General features: G+C 37.7%; 22 protein-coding genes. 15 read left to right on the top strand and 7 right to left on the bottom strand.

Going from position 1 to position 21,798, the window contains the following annotated elements:
* Positions 1–130 precede the first annotated feature (130 nt).
* The 4 genes from OQ268_RS02555 (at position 131) to OQ268_RS02570 (ending at position 6,592) form a co-directional block, all read left to right on the top strand.
* On the top strand, positions 131–2,623 hold the full coding sequence (locus OQ268_RS02555) for a TonB-dependent receptor domain-containing protein (protein ID WP_265854492.1): 2,493 nt from the start codon (positions 131–133) through the stop codon (positions 2,621–2,623).
* A 66-nt stretch (positions 2,624–2,689) separates the two neighbouring features.
* Complete coding sequence (locus OQ268_RS02560; protein ID WP_265854493.1) at positions 2,690–5,104, top strand: outer membrane beta-barrel protein; 2,415 nt, start codon at positions 2,690–2,692, stop codon at positions 5,102–5,104.
* A gap of 34 nt (positions 5,105–5,138) precedes the next feature.
* Positions 5,139–5,693, top strand: a complete 555-nt coding sequence (locus OQ268_RS02565; protein WP_265854494.1) for an NUDIX domain-containing protein — start codon at positions 5,139–5,141, stop codon at positions 5,691–5,693.
* A gap of 164 nt (positions 5,694–5,857) precedes the next feature.
* Positions 5,858–6,592: a lysophospholipid acyltransferase family protein gene (locus tag OQ268_RS02570; RefSeq protein ID WP_265854495.1), complete on the top strand. Its 735-nt coding sequence runs from the start codon at positions 5,858–5,860 to the stop codon at positions 6,590–6,592.
* Positions 6,593–6,638: 46 nt separating this feature from the next.
* Here OQ268_RS02570 and OQ268_RS02575 read toward each other — a convergent pair whose 3' ends face one another.
* Complete coding sequence (locus tag OQ268_RS02575; RefSeq protein ID WP_265854496.1) at positions 6,639–7,388, bottom strand: LytR/AlgR family response regulator transcription factor; 750 nt, start codon at positions 7,386–7,388, stop codon at positions 6,639–6,641.
* A gap of 47 nt (positions 7,389–7,435) precedes the next feature.
* Positions 7,436–8,467, bottom strand: a complete 1,032-nt coding sequence (locus tag OQ268_RS02580; protein ID WP_265854497.1) for a sensor histidine kinase — start codon at positions 8,465–8,467, stop codon at positions 7,436–7,438.
* 275 nt (positions 8,468–8,742) lie between these two features.
* Here OQ268_RS02580 and OQ268_RS02585 point away from each other — a divergent pair, with 275 nt between their 5' ends.
* From OQ268_RS02585 to OQ268_RS02595, 3 genes are read left to right on the top strand one after another with little or no spacing between them, the layout of a single operon-like run.
* Entirely contained in the window at positions 8,743–8,916 is a 174-nt protein-coding gene (locus OQ268_RS02585) for a hypothetical protein (protein WP_265854498.1), read from the top strand.
* Positions 8,917–8,921: 5 nt separating this feature from the next.
* Entirely contained in the window at positions 8,922–9,830 is a 909-nt protein-coding gene (locus tag OQ268_RS02590) for an ABC transporter ATP-binding protein (RefSeq protein WP_265854499.1), read from the top strand.
* Position 9,831: 1 nt separating this feature from the next.
* On the top strand, positions 9,832–10,632 hold the full coding sequence (locus OQ268_RS02595) for an ABC transporter permease (protein WP_265854500.1): 801 nt from the start codon (positions 9,832–9,834) through the stop codon (positions 10,630–10,632).
* A gap of 97 nt (positions 10,633–10,729) precedes the next feature.
* On the opposite strand, the gene OQ268_RS02600 is transcribed toward OQ268_RS02595, so the two are convergent.
* Positions 10,730–10,948, bottom strand: coding sequence for a response regulator transcription factor (locus tag OQ268_RS02600; RefSeq protein ID WP_265854501.1), 219 nt, complete (start codon positions 10,946–10,948; stop codon positions 10,730–10,732).
* Positions 10,949–11,259: 311 nt separating this feature from the next.
* Between OQ268_RS02600 and OQ268_RS02605 the strand changes: the two genes are divergently transcribed.
* The 8 genes from OQ268_RS02605 (at position 11,260) to OQ268_RS02640 (ending at position 17,228) form a co-directional block, all read left to right on the top strand.
* Positions 11,260–11,646, top strand: a complete 387-nt coding sequence (locus OQ268_RS02605; protein WP_265854502.1) for a hypothetical protein — start codon at positions 11,260–11,262, stop codon at positions 11,644–11,646.
* 3 nt (positions 11,647–11,649) lie between these two features.
* Positions 11,650–12,297: a hypothetical protein gene (locus OQ268_RS02610; protein ID WP_265854503.1), complete on the top strand. Its 648-nt coding sequence runs from the start codon at positions 11,650–11,652 to the stop codon at positions 12,295–12,297.
* Positions 12,298–12,326: 29 nt separating this feature from the next.
* The gene (locus tag OQ268_RS02615) at positions 12,327–13,055 is read left to right on the top strand and encodes a sensor histidine kinase (RefSeq protein ID WP_265854504.1); all 729 of its coding nucleotides are present in this window, start codon (positions 12,327–12,329) and stop codon (positions 13,053–13,055) included.
* 3 nt (positions 13,056–13,058) lie between these two features.
* Positions 13,059–13,700 (top strand): response regulator transcription factor, encoded by a 642-nt coding sequence (locus OQ268_RS02620; RefSeq protein WP_265854505.1) that lies wholly within the window; start codon positions 13,059–13,061, stop codon positions 13,698–13,700.
* 113 nt (positions 13,701–13,813) lie between these two features.
* On the top strand, positions 13,814–14,191 hold the full coding sequence (locus OQ268_RS02625; protein ID WP_265854506.1) for a BlaI/MecI/CopY family transcriptional regulator: 378 nt from the start codon (positions 13,814–13,816) through the stop codon (positions 14,189–14,191).
* Positions 14,188–16,173 carry a M56 family metallopeptidase protein gene (locus tag OQ268_RS02630; protein ID WP_265854507.1) on the top strand — a complete coding sequence of 662 codons (1,986 nt, stop codon included), beginning with the start codon at positions 14,188–14,190 and terminating at the stop codon, positions 16,171–16,173. The genes OQ268_RS02625 and OQ268_RS02630 overlap by 4 nt, the downstream gene beginning before the upstream one ends.
* Positions 16,174–16,185: 12 nt before the next feature.
* The gene (locus OQ268_RS02635; RefSeq protein WP_265854508.1) at positions 16,186–16,809 is read left to right on the top strand and encodes a TonB-dependent receptor; all 624 of its coding nucleotides are present in this window, start codon (positions 16,186–16,188) and stop codon (positions 16,807–16,809) included.
* A 35-nt stretch (positions 16,810–16,844) separates the two neighbouring features.
* Positions 16,845–17,228, top strand: a complete 384-nt coding sequence (locus OQ268_RS02640) for an energy transducer TonB (RefSeq protein ID WP_265854509.1) — start codon at positions 16,845–16,847, stop codon at positions 17,226–17,228.
* A 409-nt stretch (positions 17,229–17,637) separates the two neighbouring features.
* On the opposite strand, the gene OQ268_RS02645 is transcribed toward OQ268_RS02640, so the two are convergent.
* The 4 genes from OQ268_RS02645 to OQ268_RS02660 all read right to left on the bottom strand — a co-directional run bounded on the left by OQ268_RS02645 (position 17,638) and on the right by OQ268_RS02660 (position 21,715).
* Positions 17,638–18,408: a succinate dehydrogenase/fumarate reductase iron-sulfur subunit gene (locus tag OQ268_RS02645; RefSeq protein WP_265854510.1), complete on the bottom strand. Its 771-nt coding sequence runs from the start codon at positions 18,406–18,408 to the stop codon at positions 17,638–17,640.
* Between the two features lie 84 nt (positions 18,409–18,492).
* Positions 18,493–20,472, bottom strand: coding sequence for a fumarate reductase/succinate dehydrogenase flavoprotein subunit (locus tag OQ268_RS02650; protein ID WP_265854511.1), 1,980 nt, complete (start codon positions 20,470–20,472; stop codon positions 18,493–18,495).
* 19 nt (positions 20,473–20,491) lie between these two features.
* The gene (locus tag OQ268_RS02655) at positions 20,492–21,172 is read right to left on the bottom strand and encodes a succinate dehydrogenase cytochrome b subunit (protein ID WP_265854512.1); all 681 of its coding nucleotides are present in this window, start codon (positions 21,170–21,172) and stop codon (positions 20,492–20,494) included.
* A 351-nt stretch (positions 21,173–21,523) separates the two neighbouring features.
* The gene (locus OQ268_RS02660) at positions 21,524–21,715 is read right to left on the bottom strand and encodes a cold-shock protein (RefSeq protein WP_010599638.1); all 192 of its coding nucleotides are present in this window, start codon (positions 21,713–21,715) and stop codon (positions 21,524–21,526) included.
* Positions 21,716–21,798: the final 83 nt, after the last annotated feature.

Genomic DNA, 21,798 nt, shown 5'->3' on the forward strand with positions numbered 1-21,798 from the left:
AAACTGCTTTAGTGCTCACGAAAATTTTACTATAAAATGGCTGTAATAAAATAGTTACGCCTCCTTATTTAAACTTAGTTGCCGTTACTTTGTCTCCCTTTACAAAAACACACAACAAATAATATCTTTAATGAAAATTTTTAAATCGAAGACGATACAGGTTACCCTTTTTTTACTAAGTTTATCTCTAAGCGTTTTAGCCCAAACTGGAGGCAAAGCGAAAATTACAGGCGTACTAAAAGATGCCAAAACACAAGAAACAATTCCTTTTGCAACTGCTGTTTTAATTGATAAAACAACTGCTAAAAATGCTAAAATAGCGCAAACTGATGTAAATGGTGCCTTTGTAATGGCCGATTTACCTGTCGGAAAGTTTACCTTTAAAATTAGCTTTGTTGGTTACCAAACTATGGTTAGAGATAATGTGATTATTACAGCATCTACTGGCACCTTAAATTTTGGCGATATAAAAATGAATACGGCTAAGGGCAATGTGCTGAGTGAAGTAACTGTAACCGGACAAAAACAAGCCATGCAAATGGGTATCGACAAAAAGATATTCCAGGTAGACCAAAGCGTAATTAGCGAAGGTGGCTCGGCAACCGACCTACTGCAAAATGTACCTTCGGTTTCTACTGATATAGATGGCAACGTAAGTTTGCGTGGTTCTAGTGGGGTTAGGGTGTTAATAGATGGCAAACCATCGCTAATTGCTGGTGGTAATGTTGCACAAATTCTACAATCGATTCCTGCAAGTTCTATTGAGAGCGTTGAGGTAATTACCAATCCATCATCTAAGTACGATGCAGAAGGGCAATCGGGAATTATCAATATTGTTTTAAAGAAAAACACCAAACTAGGATTTAATGGCTCTGTGGCATTAACTGCCGGCAACAGAGATAATTATAATGCAAACACCAACTTAAGTTTCCAAAACAGTAAGATTAACCTATATGGAAATTATAGCTACAGGTATGGCAATAGATTTGGTGGCGGTTTTCAAGACATTACCTATAAGAACCCAATGACTTCTACAGCTTTCGCTAATCAGAATACCTCGTCAACATCATTAGATAAAGGACATAATGCCAAAGCTGGTTTAGATTATTACATTACTCCAAAAAGCATTGTAAGTTTATCTGGCGGATTTAATTCAAGAGAAAACGATAGAAACGAACTGGTAGATATTAGACAGCTTGCTGCAAATTTAAGTCCGGTGCTCTTGAGCAATAGAAATAATAGCAATGTTGGAAGTGGAAATAGCTACGATCTAAATCTAGATTTTGTACAAAAATTTGCCAAGCCAAAAGAGGAATTAACATTCAACTTTGGTTACTCGGAAGGTACCAACGATAACGACCAGGAGTACTTTACGACAATTACCAATAGAAATGGCAATAACTTAAATTTAAACCCAAGTTTACAGCACATTTACAATACTGGTAATAACGCTAACTACAACATCCAGGCAGATTATGCACTGCCGATTGGCGAAAACGGAAAAATTGAGGCTGGATATAGGAGTCAAATTCGTTTGGGCGATAATGATCAATATGCCGACTCTTTGCTTACCAATACAGATATTACCATCCGCAACAATAAATTGATTAATAATTTTAGCAGTAAGGATCAGGTGCATGCGCTCTACTTGAATTATCAAAACCAGATCAAAAACTTTGGTTATCAGGTTGGTTTAAGAGCAGAAGATGCCAGGTTAGACACCTACCTGGAAGGCTATAATGGAAATATATTAACAAGCAGCGAAGGCAATATTAAGTACAGGAGACTTTATCCGAGTATATTTTTAACACAAAAATTTAAGGGCGACCAGCAATTGCAATTGAGCTATACCCGCAGGGTAAACCGTCCGCGTCCGTGGGATACCAATCCATTTCTGGATGTTTCTGACCCTTTAAACTATAGGGCCGGTAACCCAAACTTATATCCTGAGGATGTGCATTCATTCGAATTGGGCTACAGCAAATATTTCAAAAAGGTAACCTTAACCTCTAGCTTATATTTCCGCCAAACCAACGATGTAATTCAACGGGTAAGAAGTGTGCCAGATGCCAACGGTATCATTACCACAACTCCACAAAACTTAACACGCCAGTTAAATAGCGGTTTAGAATTAATAGGCCGTTTCGATTTAATTAAGGCATTGAATTTCACTACCAACGTAAACCTTTATCAACAAAAGTTTGAAGGAGATGCCAGGTTTAACATTGCAAGCAGAAGCGGGTTTAGCTGGAATGCTAATATTACCGGAAACTTAACTGTTGCTAAAAACATATCTATACAGGTACGAACAGACTACCGCGGACCGGAAGTAATGGCCCAGGGAAAACGTAATGCAATGTATGGTATTGATGCTGGAGCTAAGTATGATTTCCCGAATAAAAAAGCCTCACTTAGCTTTAATGTTAGAGATGTTTTCAATACGCGTAGATGGAGTATGACAACCGATGATAATTTTACATTCATCGATTTTTCGAGGAGAATGCAAGGAACAATGGGTAATCTTACCTTCTCTTACCGTTTCGGAAAAACTACATTTAATTTAAATAAAACCAAGAAAAAAGAAGAACAACAAGATACTCGCCCAGACGAGGGTTCTTTTTAATTTATTCTAAGCGTTTGAAGTAATATTCAAACGCTTTTTTATTAACCTCTTCAACCTAAATTAACATTGAAAAACCAATTACTTACTTTTGGTATAGTGCTCTTACTCCTATTTTTCAAAACCGAAGCATTTGCGGCTGAAAAAGGTACAATCTCTGGACGTGTAGTAGAAGAAGTTGGCGGGCTTTCCATCCCTTCAGTAGTGATATCGCTCTATAGCAACGGCAGTGAACAACCGCTTATTACTGCAGTAACAGATGAAGACGGGTATTTCACCATCAAAAACATTAAGCTTGGCACCTACAATTTAAAGGTGAGCTACGTAGGGTATACGGCGCTAAATATTAATGGTATTATCGTAACCGAAAAAGATTTCGACAAAAACCTGGGTTCACTTAAACTTAGTGCAGAACAAAACTCGTTACAAGAAGTAACCATAACAGTTCAAAAACCGGCAATTGAATTTGGAGCGGATGGTGTAACCTATAATGTAGGCTCATCTTTACTTGCAGAAGGGAGTACGGCAACCGACATCTTGAAAAATGTACCAATGGTTCAGGTAGATATTGATGGAAATGCCTCCATTGCGGGTAAAAGAAGTACCAGAATATTTATCGATGGAAAACCTTCTGATTACATGACCTCGAACATCTCGGATCTATTGAACGTTTTGCCTGCCGATGCCATTGAAAAAATTGAGGTGCTTACTAACCCGCCATCTAAGTACAGCGGAGATGGTGAGGGCGTGATCAATATTGTGATGAAGAAAGGCTTTGCCGTAGGTTTCAATGGTAACGTAGGTGTTTCTGGAGGCTTACAGGGAAACACTAATGCCAATACCAATGCATCTTACCGGGGTAAATCTTATGCCATAAACGGTGGCGCTTCTTACCGCTATAATGTTGGGCGTGGCGAAAGCCATAACTATCGCGAAAACTTCTTTCCAGATACGACTTTCTATTACGATCAATTTGGGGCAAACAAAAATATTAACAAGGGTGGTAATATCAGGTTAGGCTTTGACTGGGATATTACATCCAAACAAAGTATAAGGATAAATACCAATTATAATAGTAACCGATCTAGTAGCAATTCGAGTACCGATTTGCATTACCTGAGTGAAGAATTAGTCGAAAAAAGATTTCGTAACCAATTAAACACTGGCAATGGAAGCAGCAGCAACTATGTCATCAATCTCGATTATAACTTGCAAACTGATACCAGCGGTGGAAGATTATCGTTGGGGTTAACCTATAATACCAACACTAATATCGATTTTAGAGACTACAATACTACTTATCGCCTTACATCATCTACACCAACTTATCAACAAAATAATAACGATGTAGGCAACAATGGGTTAAATGTAAATCTTGATTATGATAAACCTGTTTTCAAAAAACGAGACCGGGTAGAGCTAGGTGCAGCCTTAAATTACCGCAAAAACGACAATGACTTGCTTATTCGAAACTTAAATTTTGCCACTCAGGAGTTAATTGCCAATAATCGCCTCAGCAACCAGTTTCTATACAATGAAAACATTATGGCAATTTATGCAGCGTATAATTACCGCAATGTGGGTTGGGCTGTTAAAACCGGAATCCGGGCTGAACTTACTGATGTTGCTTTCGATCTATCAACGGGCGAAAACTATAATGTTAAGCCATACCTCAGCCTTTTTCCAAATGTATCGGTAAATCGTTCTTTCCGTAAACGCTATAATTTTGGAGCCACCTATAGCATCAGGGTAAACAGACCGAGGGAAAACACCTTAAATCCGCAAGTGAATAATGTAGATACGTTGAACATTTTTTACGGGAATCCTAACCTTTCCCCTTCCTATACCCACCAGATGGACTTAAGTTTTGCAGCATTTGGGCAAAAGTGGTCGTTTACACCCCGCCTTTCTTACTCCACCAGCCGCGGCGTGATAGAGCGCTACAGAACCGTTACCCTATTGCCAGGCAGTAATGCAGCTCGTGCCGAAAGCACTTATGATAACGTTGGCACGAATAATTCGCTATCGCTAACATTAATCGGGAACTACCGGCCAACCAATAAGATATCTACAAATGGTAACTTTAGCATCATTCAAAATAACTACACTTCTGCACTAAATAGTTCATTAAATAGAAAGGGTTTAAGCCTTAGGGGAAGTTTTGGTCTGTCCATGCAACTGCCCTACAAAACCGCTTTTGAATCGAACTTAAATTATTCCAATAATGCGAACGCACAAGGGCGAAATAAAGGATCAGTCACGTCGAATTTCTCTGCCAGAAAACTTCTTTTTAACAATAAACTTAGTATGCGGGCTACGTTAAATGATATTTTTGGAAATAGAAGCAACACTTTTTTTAACGAAGGTGAAAATTTCAGGCTACAGAACTTTTCGACTAACAACACCCAAAATTTTACGCTTAGTGTAAGTTACCGCTTCACAAAAATTGCTAAAAAAATTCCGCCACCACCTGTAAAATCGTAGCTTATTTTTGTACGTAAAAGAATTATCTTGCACTATGGAAGATCAAAACCCCTGGAAGACCTTATCCAGTGATTTAAAGTACAACAATAATTGGATCAGTGTAACAGAACACCAGGTAATTAACCCATCTGGTGGCGAAGGAATTTATGGTGAGGTACACTTCAAAAATTTAGCAATTGGGATTTTACCTCTTGATGAAGAAAACCACACCTGGCTTGTAGGCCAATACCGCTACCCACTTAAAGCCTACAGTTGGGAAATTCCAGAAGGCGGCGGGCCCTTTAATGAAGAAGCACTGGAAAGCGCTAAGAGGGAACTACTTGAAGAGACTGGAATGACTGCTACAAACTGGCGAGAGATTCAGCGATTGCACCTTTCTAACTCTGTGAGTGATGAGCTTAGTATTATATATTTAGCAACAGGGCTGATAGAAGGGATTGCCATGCCTGAAGAAACAGAACAATTGGTGGTAAAAAAACTGCATTTTGATGAAGCTTACCAAATGGTTATTGATGGTATCATAACCGATTCTGTTAGTGTAGCCGCAATTTTGAAAGTTAAATTGCTGATGATCGAAAACCAGTTATAACTTTGTACACGTGGAAAAAATTATTCGCATGAAGCGATAGTTTATACTCATCAGGATTTAATCAAGACAGGCTTTTGGACTTAGAAAGAGGGGCAGGGTAATGGCGTTGGAAGCAAAGTAAATCTTAGAATATTCATTATCTTTGCCAGAGTAATTATTCATCAATGAGCAAGCTTCTAGGTTATTTCTTAAGTCCTATTTTTTATTTCGTTTTTGGCCTAATGTTGTGCATTTTTCATCCCATACAATGGGTTTGCCATAAATTTTTTGGTTACAAGGCACACAAAACGTCAGTAGATATTTTAAATTTCTTCTTAACCTATTCGCAATTATTCTTGCTTAATTCAATTGCTTTCAAGAACGAACACCGTTTACCCACAAACCGCCCAATTATTTTTGCAGCTAACCACCAAAGTATGTATGATATACCTACATTAATTTGGTTTCTGCGCAAGTATAGTGCAAAGTTTATATCCAAAATTGAACTCACAAAAGGTATCCCCTCGATATCAATTAACCTCCGATTAGGCGGTGGTGCAAACATCAATAGAAAAGATAATAAACAAGCGATATCGGAAATTATTAAGCTCGGTCGAAGAATGAAAGAAAACAACTGGAGCACGGTAATTTTTCCGGAAGGTACCAGAGCTAAAGATGGCCAGTTGAAACAATTTAATTTTGGCGGAATAGCTACCATTCTAAAAGTTGCCCCCAATGCTTTGGTGGTGCCCATTGCTATTGAAAATTCATGGAAGATTGTGCGGTTTGGTACCTTCCCACTAACGGTAGGAAATGCGCTGAAATGGACAGTACTTGCCCCCATTGAGCCCGGCGACAGAACAGCTAACGAAATAACCCTTGCTGCAGAGACTGCCATCAGGCAGAAATTGGGGCAATAACAGATTTAAAAGGAATTATTGATTGCCTTGAAATAAAATCTGTTATCTAGATATTTTTATTGCCGATTACCCTAAAAAACTCATCTCTGTAAGTATCTCCAACCGGAATAATTTTGTCATTGATCGAGATTCTGCTCCGTTCGATACTTTCAATTTTATCTACCGCAACAATGTAAGATTTATGCACCCTTATAAACTGACTTTGCGGAAGCGCCTCTTCCATCTTCTTCATGCTTTGCAAGGTTATAATACGCTCATCCTTGGTGTAGATAGAAATATAATCTTTTAAACCTTCGATGTATAGAATATCGTGGAGGTATATTTTCTGAATTTTATGTTCAGTTTTTACAAAAATGTAATCTTGTACCGGATTTGGTGCATTAGAAAATGCAGCCGGGGTAATAATTGGTTGTGCCACACTGGCCGGTACATCTGCAGGCTTAACCTGATTGTGCACTTTTTCAACAGCCTTGTAGAAACGATCAAATGCAATGGGTTTCAACAAATAATCAGATACATTTAAATCGTAACTTTCTAATGCATATTGAGGATAGGCGGTAGTTAGAATGTAATGGCATTTATTACCTGCTATTTTCAAAAACTGAATTCCGGTAAGTTCCGGCATTTGGATATCCAGAAAGACCAGGTCTATTCCACCTGCCTGCACAATCTGCAAGGCCTCGATCGGATTCTCACACCTTTTTACAAAATTTAGAAAAGGCACTTTGGAAATATAATCCTGCAAGATATCTAGCGCCAGAGGCTCGTCGTCTACAACAATACAATTTAAGTTCATTTAATTTTATGTTTTTCGATGATGGTTTTAAAGCTTTTTGCGGCTATTTAGATGTCAATCATCAGTTCACAGGTATAATGCGTAGCCGAATTTACAACATTTAATTTATATCTATCAGGATAAACCAATTGCAGCCTACGTTCTACATTGGGTAAACCAACACCGCCTTGTGCATCTTTATTCTGGGCATTTTTTTTATTGATAACGCTAAAATGCAAAATTTTCTGGTTGGCAATAATGTTAATTTTTACTGGATTTTCAGGATCATTGACCACGCCGTGCTTAAATGCATTTTCAACAAAAGAGATTAACATGAGGGGAACAATTTTCTGGTTATCGATCTCGCCATTTAGGGTTAATTCTATAAATGCACCATCTTTAAATCTAATTTTTTGCAATTCGATGTAATTGATCAGGTAATCTACTTCCTTGTTAAGCGCTACAGTGGGCGTGTTACTTTCGTAAATCATGTAGCGCATAATTTCCGAAAGTTTCATAATCGCATCCGCTGTTTTATCAGATTTCTGATAGGCTAACGAGTAGATATTGTTGAGCGAATTGAATAAGAAATGTGGGTTTAATTGCGATTTAAGGAACTGTAACTCCATTTCTCTCCGTTCGCTTTCCAGGTTACGCTGAATGCGTTCGTTAGAAAACCAATCGATGGTAAATTTTATCAGGCAACTTGCAACAAGGAAAAAACCCGCCGAAAAAGCGCTGTTGAGTACAAAAGTATTTACAGGGGTTTCTTTTGTCTTTCCATCCATTGTATAGTGTAGTAGCTCTGTTGGGTTGAGCACTGCAATGGTGGTTTTTAACAATGCAGCTATCGCTATCAACGCAAAAAAAGAAAGCATATACAGCCAATATTTCTTTCTTTTTTTGATTAGACTAGGAATGAGAAAAATATAATTGATGTAAAATATCGATACGTTAATGATGCCGAATACACCGAAAGAAAGCACATAATCTTTCAATGTAACAACTCCATTCTGGAGCATTACAATGATGATGATAAACATCAAAATCAACCCCCAAAAGATAGAATGTAGAATTAATGGACCCTTGCTTTTCTTCATTATTGTAATGTTATTTGAGACAACCAATCACCAGATAGGAAATGTTGTTTTGCTGCATCCAAAGTAAATAAACTTTCAATTTAAAAATAAAACAATCTACCAACAGGCATTTTTTTTCTACCAACGGGCATAACATTCCAAATCATCGACAAACAGATCAATTTATCGACCAACGCCAAAAATGCCTGTTTATCTAGAATCTTTAACACTTGGTATAATACATTTTTGCAGGCAGTTTCCATTGTGTTTCTTTGAATCATCAAAACAAAACAACCATGAAAAAATTAGCCAACACCTCGCCATTTTTACTTCTTTTAGTTCCTGTATTTATGATGATTATTTTAACGCTAACCGTTAACACTAATCAGAACGATGCGGAAGTTGTAGTAAAATCTACTAAAGGTTCTACCACTACAATTGTGAAACAGGCTACGGCCATTTTCAAATAAAGATAATGAGTAGTTATGCCATTGAAACAGTGGGGCTTAACTTCAAGTTTGGCAATCAACCTGTTGTTAGAAACCTAACACTACAAGTACCAAAGGGCAGTATTTATGGTTTTTTAGGGCCAAACGGCGCCGGGAAAACCACCACGATAAAAATCCTGCTGAATCTCCTAAAATCGCCAAAAGATCAGGTATTTATTTTTGATCAAGAGATTAATAGCAACCGCATTGCTATTTTAAAACGAATTGGTGCACTCGTAGAGCAACCTGCCATATACGGGCATTTGTCTGGCAAAGAAAATCTCATTAATCGATGTTTGCTTTTGGGTATAAAAAAAAGCAAAGCTGATGAACTGCTTGCAACTGTAGGCTTAACAGATGCCGCAAATAAAAAAGCCAACAAATATTCTTTGGGGATGAAACAACGTTTAGGTATTGCGTTAGCTTTACTTCCCGACCCGGAATTACTTCTTTTGGATGAACCCACCAATGGTTTAGATCCAAATGGGATTATCGAAATTAGAAATCTGATGATTGATCTCACTACTAAGCAGCATAAAACCATCCTGGTATCAAGCCATCTGCTTTCGGAAATCGAAAGAATAGCAACCCATGTGGGTATCATCAATAAAGGTCAATTGCTTTTCCAGGGAACTACCGAAGCACTTCAGCTGCTAAATAAACCAATGTTAGAAATAGAAGTTGACCGCACTGATGCAGCTGCGGCATGTATGGCAACTGCTGGGTTCGAGGTTATTTGCAGAAATACGTCCACCATCACAACATCTTTCATCTCTGCCCAACAAAGTGGCGCAATAAATAGCCTGCTTGTTGAGAAAGGATTTATCGTTACCCGGCTGCAAAGCCAACGAAAAGATTTAGAAAACTTATTCTTAGACATTACTAAAAACAACTAAGATGCGCTCGTTATGTATCTCTCTTAAATCCGAATTTTATAAGTCAAGAAAAACACTTGCCTTTTGGGCAGCCATTCTGTTGCCCCTAATCGTATGCGGGCTCATTAGCGTTGGATTTTTTGTCAACGCAGAAAAGATTTTGCAAATGCATTATACACCTATGGTGCTTTGGTTTAAATACATCGGCGCTGCTTTAGGCGTGATGGGTGTGTTGATTTTACCATTCTATGTGATATTTATGGCATTCTCTGTTAACAACATGGAGCATAAAAACGATACCTGGAAAAGCCTATTTGCACAGCCGCTTCACAAATTCTCCATATATGCAGCAAAATACCTGTACGCTGTTGGTTTAATATTTACTTGCCTATTTCTTTTCGGCACACTTACCTTATTCTTTGGGAATGTATTGCAGTTGATGGTTCCGAAGTATAATTTTTCTGGTTACGACCCTTCCTCCCTATTGCTAAAGTTCTACGCAAAATTGTTTCTTTCAGCGTTGGGAATTCTTTCCATACAATTCATACTTAGTTTACTTTGGGGCGATTTCTTAAAGCCAATGGGTATAGGCTTTGTTGGTACCGTTATGGGAATCATTGCTGGTAACGTAGGATGGAAATATGCTTACCTGATACCTTATAGCCACCCCTCTATGGTTTTGAATAGCAGTGTTGTCGCTCAGAAAGCCTCAAACCCTACAAGTTTTTCAATACTAACGCAGGAAATTTATTCGAGCTTAATTTATGCCGCAATTCTATTTATTGCAGGATATTTTATTGTAACCAAAAAAAGCATAAAGTAGTAGTAATACAAAAGCCCGCATTTATGATTGTGTAATCAAAATGCAGGCTTTGTTGTTTGAGAGAGAGAGCAGCGTTAATGGTTGTATCGTTTCCTTACTAACAGGTTATAATTCTTTCCTTAAATGCCCAAACAATAAGCTGGTAAGAATTTCGTAAATCGAGTTTTCTTACCATATTTCGGCGATGTGTATTTACCGTATGCTCGCTTATAAAAAGCATATCACCAATTTCTTTACTGTTATAACCCTTAGATAAGAGTTGAACAATTTCCACTTCGCGTTCAGTTATCGAAGAACTATTCGCTTGCGTTTGCATACTGTTAATCATTTTATCGCAGTAATAATTAATTTAAATCTGCCCGCTTAGCACATTTTACCTGTGCCTTATTCCTACCCGTGCACCAAGCTAAACTTGTATCCGGTTCGCTAGAAACAAAAAACCTTATCTGCTAGTATGAATTGTAATGCGCTAGTTTCTACAATCCAAAAGTATAGGCTACTACTCAAATATGAGTAGTGTAAAATGCCCTAAATAAAAAGGTGTTTTTACGGTATTCAAAGTAAATGCTAGCTATTGCCTATAAGCATCTAAATACCGATTTTTAGAAAAATCAAACCTAACAAATTATGAGTACAACAAACAGTTTGCAATCTGTAGATAAAAAGATTGCTCAAGAGATGGTTAATGCCTATTGTAAGGAAGCATCGAAAGATCCAAATTCTTTTACCAAAGCGGTATGGTTTCCGGCAGAGCAAATCTTAGCATTGGCTAACATTATAAATGACGGAAAGCACAATGGGTTAAGAATATACTTTGCGCAATATACCGAGGCAACTGTAGATGGATTACCCAAAGATGATATTGGCAGAAATACCGTATTATTGGTTCCTACTTTTTCAGAAGGACAAACCAATGCACTTGGACTAACTGCTGTAGAATCTGAAGATGATACGGACAATATTGAAAACCGAGGTAAAAAATGCCCCGATATGTGTGAGGGGGTTACACTTTAAAGAATGGAACTGATTTCAGCAATAGTTATAGCAGAAGTAATATGCTTGGTATGTGCATTTTTATTGCTCAAAGGCGATCGTGTTGCCTTCTGGAAGCTAAACATACTTTACCTACTGATTGCCCTATTGTCTGAAACATTTGGTAACTATCTTTTCTCGTTGAAAAAAAATAACCTTTGGCTATATAATATATTTATACTCTTCGAGATCAGCTTTATCTTTACCGGATTATATCACGGTTTTAAAAAATACATAAATCCTAAACCAGTTATTTTCTCTGGTTTAGGATTTATTTACCTGATTTACCTTTTTTTCTTTTTTAAAGCGGGTATTATGGAATTTAATTCGGTAACGGTAACGGTGATGTCTGTTGTATTTACCTTTTATGGCTTGTATTATTACTACTTGTTGCTTAAGGATGAAAACTTTGTTGAAATTAACGGTCACCCTGAATTTTGGTGGGTTACAGGAGTAGTTTTTTATTACTTTGGCAGCACTGTAATCAACCTGCTTTACCATGTGTTCGACTTTAAACTATTTAAAGGCTTTACGCTTAGTTATCTTATCATTATCATTTTAAATATAATTCTATACAGCATTTGGACATACTCTTACTTATGCAGGGCGAGACAACGGAAATCGCAATATTAGTTGCATGTGCAACCCTGATCTTCTTACTTATGCCATTTTTTCTAATCATGTACATTAGGTCTTATAATAGGCATAAGCAAGATCATATTTTAGAGAAAGCAGCCATGCAGCAAAAATTTGAATCGGAAATGCTGCAAACCCGAATAGAAGTTCAAGACCAAACCATGCAAACCATTGCTACAGAGCTTCATGATAATGTAGGACAGTTATTAAGTCTTACAACCTTAACATTAAATTCAGTTAATTTACAGGATAGCGAAAAGGCAACTAAGAAAATAGAAAACTCGCTCTCATTAGTGAATAAATCTATTAAAGAACTAAGAGAATTGGCCAAACTTTTACATGGAGAGCAGGTTGTAGAAAACGGTCTTAAACACGCTATTGATCAAGAAATAAATTGGCTAACTAAAACGGGTGCGTATGAAATAGAGGTGGTAAATAACCTGGTCGACTTGCAGCAAACATCGCCCGATAAAGACCTCATCATTCTCCGTTTATTGCAAGAAATTATTAGCAACATCATCAAACATGCTAATGCCACGAAGATTAGTTTCAATGCTTTTTTCACCAATAACATCCTTTATCTTCAAGTAAAGGAAGATGGTGTAGGTTTTAATTATGAAGAAATCAAGGAAAAAAAATCGGGTATGGGATTAAAATCTATCTTAAAAAGAATTGAGATGATCAATGGAAAATTAACATTAAATTCGGAGCAAAATAGTGGCACTCATATCAATATTGAAATTCCATATCCCTAAATCATGTCTAACCAAATTATTTCTATTGCAATTGTTGATGACCATACTTTATTCCGCTCTGGTCTGGCAAGCTTACTTGATGAATTTGATGAGATAGAAATCGCTTTCGAGAGCCTTAACGGACAGGATTTGCAGCGCAAAATGAAGCTACATCCAAATGTGCAACTCATCTTAATGGATATCAATATGCCCGTAATGGATGGTTTCACAGCCACAAAGTGGATGAAAGAAAACCACCCGGATGTAAACATATTAGCGCTGTCTATGCTCGAAGATGAGAAAGCCATTATTGGAATGCTAAAGGCCGGTGCAAATGGTTACATGCTTAAAGAATCTACCCCTAACGAATTATTAAAGGCGATTAAAGCCATTATGGATAAAGGTTTCTACGTAAATGAGCTTGTTTCGGGAAGGCTTTTGGTTGCCCTGAAAGATGGCGATTCGAAGCCGATGTTTAGCGCCAGGGAACTGGCATTTTTGCAACATTGTAGCAGCGAGCTTACTTACAAAGAAATTGCCGATCTGATGAATGTAAGTCCTAGAACAGTAGATAATTATAGAGAATCCCTTTTTGCAAAACTGAGCATTCGTTCCAGAACTGGGTTAGTTGTATACGCAATCAAAAATAGCCTGATTACAATCTAGAGGTACCCAAGAAATATTTCTAATAATCATTACAAAATTTGGATAACTAATAAATTAGTTTTAACTTTAGTTAAGACAATATATTTTGTCGTTATCCTTATTATAAAATTGTTATGGAAATTAAAGATTTAACCAAAGCCGAAGAGCAGATAATGCAGGTTTTGTGGCAGTTAGAAAAAGCATTTGTTAAAGATGTGATTGATGAATTACCAATCCCTAAACCAGCCTATAATACCGTTTCCACCATTATTAGAATTCTTGAAACCAAAGGCTTTATAGGCCACGAAGCCTTCGGAAAAGCGCATAAATACTACCCTTTAATCAGTAAAGAGGAATACAAACGCCATGCTACCGAAAAACTACTTGGTAATTACTTCGAAAACTCGGTAGAAAGCATGTTTTCATTTTTCGTTAAGGAAGAAAAATTAGCCCTTAACGATGTTGATGAAATTCTTAAAATGATTAACAACATCAAACATAGACCAAGATGAGTTTTGCACACTACCTATTACAAGTAAACATCTATTTGATTGTTTTTTACTGTTTTTACAAATTGCTACTGGATAAGGAAACCTATTTCCTGCTCAATCGAATTTATTTGGTGGCAGGAGGCATACTATCGCTAGGTATCCCGTTTATTCGCCTGGAGTGGCTTACCGAACAAAAGGCGGCACAACAAGTTTATACTACTGTTAATTGGGATGCTGTGTTGCAACAAACAACTATAATTTCTGAAAGCAGCGATAGCTTTAACTGGGGGAATGTTTTCGTTATGGTATATTGTGTGGGTATCATATTTTTTGTGTCAAGATTGATTTTCAATTTGATGGCCGTAAAACATTTAATTAACCATGCAAGAGCCGGATCGGCCTTTTCCTTTTTTGGAATAAAGATCATCGACCAAGGTCTTCCCCACATTATAGATATTCACGAAGAAGTTCATATTAAACAGTTGCATAGCTTGGATGTACTTTTTTTCGAACTCATAGGAATTGTGGCGTGGTTTAATCCCATCGTATATTTTTATAAGAAATCTATCAAAAACATTCACGAATTTTTGGCTGATGAGCATGCTGCCGCGTATCAGGGAGACAAGGCCGAATATGCTATGCTGATTCTTAGTCAGTCCTTTGGTGTATCACCTCATCAGCTAACAAATGGATTTTTCGATAAGTCTTTGATCAAAAAAAGGATTTTTATGTTGCAAAAAGAACGTTCTAAAAAAATAGCTGTAATGAAATATGGCATTTTCATTCCGCTATTTGCCATACTGATCGTATTCTCTTCCGCAACTGTTCGCAAAAACAAAAACCTGATATCAATAACCGATCAAATTGAAATAGCAGAGCCCATAGCGCTTGTTAAAGAAATCATTTTACCAGAACGAATGCCCAAAATAGTCGCTAGGGCAGATAGCGCTTTTCTAAAGGATGATAGTAATTGGCAAACCTTTTACCGTTTTATTTCACAACACATAAAATATCCCGAAAGTGCGGTGAAAAAGTACATTCAGGGAAAGGCACAAGTTAAATTCACACTAAAAAATAGTAAAATCACAGATCTTTCAACTGTTTTAAGTTTAGGTGAAGGTTGCGATGAAGAAGTAATGACAAGGGTACTGGCTTTTCAAAACTATAAAGAACTACCCGATGGCAAATACACTTTGGCCGTCGATTTTAAATTGAATGGGCATGATGGACCTGTTAAGAACGAAAAAGTTCTTGCTGTGCAGGGCTATCAAAAACTATCAACCATCACGGTCATTGCATATGCTGGTTCGCCATTTACAAAGGAAACTGATAACGATGATGATAAGGTCTTTGACTTCGTATCCATCGAGAAACAGCCAGAGTTTCCTGGAGGAATTGCAAAGTTTTATGATTATTTAGGAAAAAGTATCAGGTATCCAAGTCTCGCTGTTCAAAACAATGTTCAGGGAAAGGTATTTTTATCTTTCATTGTAGAGAAAAATGGTACCCTTAATGATGTCCAAATTACCAGAGGGTTGGGCAGCGGAACCGATGAAGAGGCTGTTCGGGTGTTAAAGGAATCTCCTAAATGGAATCCAGGTATTGCTTCGGGCAAGCCTGTTCGTGTTAAATATAACATTAACGTTAATTTTAACTTGTCTAAACCGCAGGAAAAACCCGTTGAACAGCCAGTAAAGCCTGCTATACAGATTAATAAGTCGAACACATCAAAACTAGATTTGCAGCATTTTGACGGTGTTGTAGTAATTGATGGAACAAGACAAGTAGATAATTCCATTCTGAATGGCATCGATCCTGGTAGTATCGCTTCAATATCAATTCTTAAAGATCAGGTTGCAATAAATTCTTATGGTTTAAAGGCTAAAGTTGGAGCGATATTAATTACCACAAAGGCGCATAAGGAAAGTATTTTTGAAAAAACAGACCTTATCGATAATTTGAATAAGTTCCCAATGGTTGACAATGTAAAATCTAGATTCTAAAAACAAGCAACAATGAAAAAGTTACTATTAACCGTGTTTGTTATCGGTTTTTCTATTACGAGCTTTGCACAAGTTATCGATACCTTAAAGAGACCAACTATAACCTTACGGAGCCAAACCAATGGTTTCATGGAGCCATTAATTGTCATTGATGGTAAAAAACAGCCTCTAAATGGTACAATTACAATCGCAAGTTTAAACGCCGACTCTATCTCGTCTATCAATGTTCACAAAGGGCCTTCTGCAATAACGCTATATGGAGAAGATGGCAGAAATGGGGTAATTGAAGTCACGAGTAAAAAAAGTAATCTGGGTGGGTTATCGAGCAAACTCACACCTTTGGATACATCCTCGCTAAATCTCTCTGGGAGAGTATCAGGCTTGAGGCTAAGTCCAACCCAGCCTAATCATATTGGCCAATACACTAAAAAGAATCTTTTGTTTAAAGATACTGATCCGAAGGCCAAACTGATTTATGTTGTCGATGGAGTCCAAATCGAGGATATTAAATCACTAAATGCTGATGATATCGATTCGGTTTCTGTTATCAAAGGAGAAAACCTAACTGGGAAGCATCAACAAGATGCAGATGGTGTAGTCATCATTACTACTAAAAAAATAAAACGTAAGCTGTAGCACACGTCCAAATCTAAAAACTTCATACAAGGAAAATGAGAAAGCTAATATTTGTTGCCTTTATGGGCATAACTTTGCTGAATAAATCAGCTGTAGCACAAAAAGTGTACGATTTTGTATCGGTACAAGTCCAACCATCCTATCCTGGTGGGATCGCAAAGTTTTACGAATACATACATAAGAATATTAAGTACCCGCCTCAAGCTAAGAAAGATATAGTGAAAGGGAAAGTATTTGCTTCATTCATAGTGGAGACGGATGGCAAGCTTACCGATGTGAGAATAGTAAGAGGGTTGACAAAAGAAACTGATGAAGAGGCTAAACGAGTGCTGATGAATTCGCCGAAGTGGAATCCGGCGATGTTAGAAGGCAAGCCTGTAAGGGTTAGATACAACATTAACGTAAACTTTCAGCCGTAGAATTGGTAGTAACCCTTTTTTACCACAAAACCCCTGCTAAAAACTAGCCGGGGTTTTATGTTTTCTCTCCTGTCTCGGAAGACTAAATTTATGAAATTATTGAAGTAAATGCAAATTAAACGGAATATAATTTTAAATCGACTAAATTTTTAGTATGCCAACATAAGAAAATTGCCAGTTTCGCAAACTTATATTTTGTTCTCATTTCATCTTAAATGCTTTCGTATAGAAGTTTTTACCTTTCAAATGATTTCGCATACACGAGCGAACAACAACAATCTCTCAAAAACTAAGCTTTACGAACTTAAAATTGCCATGAAAGAAATGGCAATCTTCTCTACAAAAAAAAGCCCCAAACTAGTTTGAGGCTTAACAATCCGGATATTAGGCCGAACGCACAGTATATTTTTTAAAGTGATTCTTCAGACGCAAATTTTGCAGAGGCGAAATCACGGTTCATGCGTGCAATATTTTCTAAAGAAATTCCTTTAGGACATTCTGCTTCGCAAGCACCTGTATTTGTACAGTTACCAAAACCTTCGGCATCCATTTGTGCCACCATACTCTGAACCCGACGATAACGTTCTGGCTGCCCTTGAGGTAACAATGCTAGCTGGGATATTTTTGCAGATACAAACAGCATTGCCGAAGCATTTTTGCATGTTGCCACGCAGGCGCCACAGCCAATACATGCTGCTGCCTCAAAGGCAGCGTCTGCCTGTAATTTCGGAATTGGAAGGCTATTTGCATCTTGCGCATTACCTGTATTAACAGAAATAAAGCCACCAGATGCTATTACACGATCGAAAGCCGATCGATCTACTGCCAAATCCTTAACCACAGGAAATGCAGCGGCTCTCCATGGCTCTACAACGATTGTGTCGCCATCTTTGAAAGAACGCATGTGTAACTGGCAGGTGGTAACCAAATCTTTCGGACCATGCGGACGGCCATTGATAAACATAGAACACATACCGCAAATACCTTCACGACAATCATGATCGAACACCACAGGCTCTTCGCCCTTATTAATTAAATCTTCGTTCAATACATCGAACATCTCCAAAAAAGACATATCTGGCGAGATACCCGAAAGTTTATAATCTACCAAAGCACCTTTGGTTTTGCTATTTTTTTGACGCCAAACTTTTAGCGTTAAATTCATATTTCCTGTACTCATTTCTGTTGAGATTGGAGTATCATTTAACAAGTATCGAGTAGCAAGAACTTATGGGTCTTGATACTTGATCCTCACATCTTGATACTATTTATAACTTCTTTGTGCTACTTTAATATTTTCAAACTTCAAATCTTCTTTGTGGAGTTCGAAGTTTACGCCTTCTTTAAACTCCCAAGCGGCAACGTAAGCAAAATTCTCGTCATCACGCAATGCTTCACCTTCTTCTGTTTGATACTCTTCGCGGAAATGGCCACCACAACTTTCGTTACGGTTTAATGCATCTATACACATTAACTCTCCAAGTTCAATGAAATCTGCTACTCTTCCAGCCTTTTCAAGCTCGGTATTCAATTCATCTGCAGAACCCGGAATGCGAACATTACTCCAAAATTCAGCTCTCAAAGCCCTGATCTCTTCTATAGCCTCCTTCAATCCTTCCTCACTACGAGACATACCACATTTATCCCACATAATTAAACCCAGGCGTTTATGGAAATGATCCACAGACTTGGTGCCTTTGATATTAATTAATTTATTAAGGATACCTTTTGCCCTTTCTTCTGCTTCTATAAAAGCTGGGTGATCAGTAGGTATGGCTTTTACTGAAATTTCTTTCGATAAATAAGCTCCAATGGTATAAGGAAGAACAAAGTAACCATCGGCCAAACCCTGCATAAGCGCTGAAGCGCCCAAACGGTTTGCTCCATGGTCTGAAAAATTAGCCTCTCCAGTACAATACAAGCCAGGAACAGAAGTCATTAGGTTATAATCAACCCATAAACCACCCATTGTATAATGCACTGCCGGATAGATCCGCATTGGGGTTTCGTAAGGATTCTCGCCCGTAATTTGCGCATACATATCGAACAAATTGCCGTATTTTGCTTTAACTACTTCAGTTCCCAAGCGCATACAAGTTTCTTGATCTGGATTATGAATACCCGACTTAGACGCCTCTATTCTCCCATAACGCTCAGTATTCGCTTTGAAATCTAAATATACTGCCAATTTAGATGAACCCACCCCGTAACCTGCGTCGCAACGCTCTTTGGCGGCACGAGAGGCAACATCTCGTGGAACTAAGTTACCAAACGCTGGATAACGACGCTCCAAATAATAATCTCTTTCATCCTCTGGGATATCAGTAGGCTTGCGATTATCATCTTTCTTTTTAGGAACCCAAATCCTACCATCGTTACGTAACGATTCAGACATCAAGGTTAGTTTAGATTGATGATCGCCAGAAACCGGGATACAAGTTGGGTGAATTTGTGTATAGCATGGGTTTGCAAAATAAGCTCCCTGTTTATGTGCTTTCCATGCTGCAGTAACGTTGCTACCCATCGCATTGGTAGATAAGTAGAACACGTTTCCATAACCACCGGTACCCAGCACCACTGCATGACCAAAGTGGCGTTCGATTTCGCCGGTTATTAAATTGCGGGCAATAATACCACGTGCTTTTCCATCAATTTTAACAACCTCTAGCATCTCGTGGCGAGTGTACATCTCTACCTTACCCATCCCAATTTGGCGTTCTAAAGCAGAATAAGCACCTAACAATAACTGCTGACCAGTTTGTCCTGCTGCGTAGAAAGTACGCTGAACCTGCGTACCACCAAAAGAACGGTTATCTAATAAACCGCCATATTCGCGGGCCAAAGGAACCCCTTGGGCCACACACTGATCTATAATATTTGTACTAACTTCTGCCAAGCGGTGCACGTTCGCCTCGCGGGCACGGTAATCACCACCCTTAATGGTATCATAAAATAGTCTATAAGTGCTATCACCGTCATTTTGATAGTTTTTTGCTGCATTAATTCCACCTTGAGCAGCAATAGAATGCGCTCTACGCGGCGAATCTTGAAAACAAAAACACTTTACTTTATAACCCATCTCGGCTAAGGTAGCGGCTGCAGAAGCGCCCGCCAAACCCGAACCAACAATAATTACTTCAATACTTCTTTTGTTCGATGGATTAACCAAAGGCACAGAAGATTTGTATTTGGTCCATTTGGTGGCTAAATCGCCTTCTGGAATATTTGAATTAATATCTGACATATCTCTGGTGTGCTAAAAATTATTGAATAAGACCAAAATGAACCGCAACTGGCATCGCTGCAAAAAGGATCGATATAATTACCGAATACCAAACACTTGCGCCCTTTATAATGCCGTTGTACTTAGAGTGGTTCCAGCCCATAGTTTGAAACGCCGAAGCAAAACCATGTAGTAAGTGATAGCAAAGAGAAATCATTGATAACACATACAAAGCTACAATTAGCGGGTTTTGAAAAGATAGTTTCATCACGGCATACAAATCTTCATGTCCGTTTGCATCTACCGTAGGTATCCCGGTGAAACGAGAAACAACCCAAAAGTTAGATAGGTGAACAATTAAAAAAATAAGTAATAGTGTACCTAGCAAACCCATTGATCGGCTATACCATTTACTATTGGCTTTTCCATCATTCACGGCATATTTTACCGGTCTGGCTTTTTGATTTTCTAAAGTTAAGCGCAACGCTTGCACAATATGCGCAATTAAGCCTATAAATAACACAATTTCGCCAGCCCTGATAATCCAGTTTGTAGCCATAAAATGTGCGCCGACATTGAATGTTAAACCACCATCGTTAATAAAAATTAACGCATTGATGCCGCAGTGTACAATTAAAAAGAGTATCAGGAACAGACCTGTAACACCCATAATGAATTTCTTTCCTATTGATGAAGAAAGAGCATTTCCGAAACCACTCATTTGATTAGGATTTATATCTATAATTCTTGCAAAAGTATTTAATTATGGCTTTAATTTATAAAGCATTAGCAGAAAACAAGCATAAAACATTTATTTAGAAACATTCTAAGTGACTCCGTAGATTTTAACCAATTTTCTGATTTTACTATTGATCTAACCTAGAGAAGGTATGTTTTTTTCCAGAAAAATGGGTATTCAAAATTATAGGTTCACTGTTAAATAAATCGATTGTAAGAACGCAGCTCATAGAAACGCCATACTTAGCTTAAGCCACTACTTCATTAGCTATAGACCAAAAAAAAAGTCTCAACTTGCGTTGAGACTTTTTACGATTTATGTGTTCGAGTTTTCTTAAGCTACCTTTACATTTACCGCGTTTAGGCCTTTTCTACCTTCTTCTACATCGTAGTTTACGGTATCATTCTCGCGAATGTTGTCGATTAAGCCTGAAGCATGAACAAAAATTTCGGCATCGCCATTAGATGGAGTGATAAATCCGAAACCTTTAGTTTCATTGAAAAATTTTACTGTTCCTTGTTGCATTATATTGTATTTTAATTTGCATCAAAGATATGCTTAAATACCTATAAATCAATTTTTTATTTTTTATTATTTAAATATTTTAT

This window comes from Pedobacter sandarakinus (genome assembly GCF_026240095.1).
GTDB lineage: Bacteria > Bacteroidota > Bacteroidia > Sphingobacteriales > Sphingobacteriaceae > Pedobacter > Pedobacter sandarakinus.

What these genes read in the sequence shown, in the direction of transcription:
- OQ268_RS02555 (WP_265854492.1), top strand. Translation starts at nt 131, where the DNA reads ATGAAAATTTTTAAATCGAAGACGATACAGGTTACCCTTTTTTTACTA.
- OQ268_RS02565 (WP_265854494.1), top strand. Translation starts at nt 5,139, where the DNA reads ATGGAAGATCAAAACCCCTGGAAGACCTTATCCAGTGATTTAAAGTAC.
- OQ268_RS02570 (WP_265854495.1), top strand. Translation starts at nt 5,858, where the DNA reads ATGAGCAAGCTTCTAGGTTATTTCTTAAGTCCTATTTTTTATTTCGTT.
- OQ268_RS02575 (WP_265854496.1), bottom strand. Translation starts at nt 7,388, where the DNA reads ATGAACTTAAATTGTATTGTTGTAGACGACGAGCCTCTGGCGCTAGAT.
- OQ268_RS02580 (WP_265854497.1), bottom strand. Translation starts at nt 8,467, where the DNA reads ATGAAGAAAAGCAAGGGTCCATTAATTCTACATTCTATCTTTTGGGGG.
- OQ268_RS02585 (WP_265854498.1), top strand. Translation starts at nt 8,743, where the DNA reads ATGAAAAAATTAGCCAACACCTCGCCATTTTTACTTCTTTTAGTTCCT.
- OQ268_RS02590 (WP_265854499.1), top strand. Translation starts at nt 8,922, where the DNA reads ATGAGTAGTTATGCCATTGAAACAGTGGGGCTTAACTTCAAGTTTGGC.
- OQ268_RS02595 (WP_265854500.1), top strand. Translation starts at nt 9,832, where the DNA reads ATGCGCTCGTTATGTATCTCTCTTAAATCCGAATTTTATAAGTCAAGA.
- OQ268_RS02600 (WP_265854501.1), bottom strand. Translation starts at nt 10,948, where the DNA reads ATGCAAACGCAAGCGAATAGTTCTTCGATAACTGAACGCGAAGTGGAA.
- OQ268_RS02605 (WP_265854502.1), top strand. Translation starts at nt 11,260, where the DNA reads ATGAGTACAACAAACAGTTTGCAATCTGTAGATAAAAAGATTGCTCAA.
- OQ268_RS02610 (WP_265854503.1), top strand. Translation starts at nt 11,650, where the DNA reads ATGGAACTGATTTCAGCAATAGTTATAGCAGAAGTAATATGCTTGGTA.
- OQ268_RS02615 (WP_265854504.1), top strand. Translation starts at nt 12,327, where the DNA reads ATGCCATTTTTTCTAATCATGTACATTAGGTCTTATAATAGGCATAAG.
- OQ268_RS02620 (WP_265854505.1), top strand. Translation starts at nt 13,059, where the DNA reads ATGTCTAACCAAATTATTTCTATTGCAATTGTTGATGACCATACTTTA.
- OQ268_RS02625 (WP_265854506.1), top strand. Translation starts at nt 13,814, where the DNA reads ATGGAAATTAAAGATTTAACCAAAGCCGAAGAGCAGATAATGCAGGTT.
- OQ268_RS02630 (WP_265854507.1), top strand. Translation starts at nt 14,188, where the DNA reads ATGAGTTTTGCACACTACCTATTACAAGTAAACATCTATTTGATTGTT.
- OQ268_RS02635 (WP_265854508.1), top strand. Translation starts at nt 16,186, where the DNA reads ATGAAAAAGTTACTATTAACCGTGTTTGTTATCGGTTTTTCTATTACG.
- OQ268_RS02640 (WP_265854509.1), top strand. Translation starts at nt 16,845, where the DNA reads ATGAGAAAGCTAATATTTGTTGCCTTTATGGGCATAACTTTGCTGAAT.
- OQ268_RS02645 (WP_265854510.1), bottom strand. Translation starts at nt 18,408, where the DNA reads ATGAGTACAGGAAATATGAATTTAACGCTAAAAGTTTGGCGTCAAAAA.
- OQ268_RS02650 (WP_265854511.1), bottom strand. Translation starts at nt 20,472, where the DNA reads ATGTCAGATATTAATTCAAATATTCCAGAAGGCGATTTAGCCACCAAA.
- OQ268_RS02655 (WP_265854512.1), bottom strand. Translation starts at nt 21,172, where the DNA reads ATGAGTGGTTTCGGAAATGCTCTTTCTTCATCAATAGGAAAGAAATTC.
- OQ268_RS02660 (WP_010599638.1), bottom strand. Translation starts at nt 21,715, where the DNA reads ATGCAACAAGGAACAGTAAAATTTTTCAATGAAACTAAAGGTTTCGGA.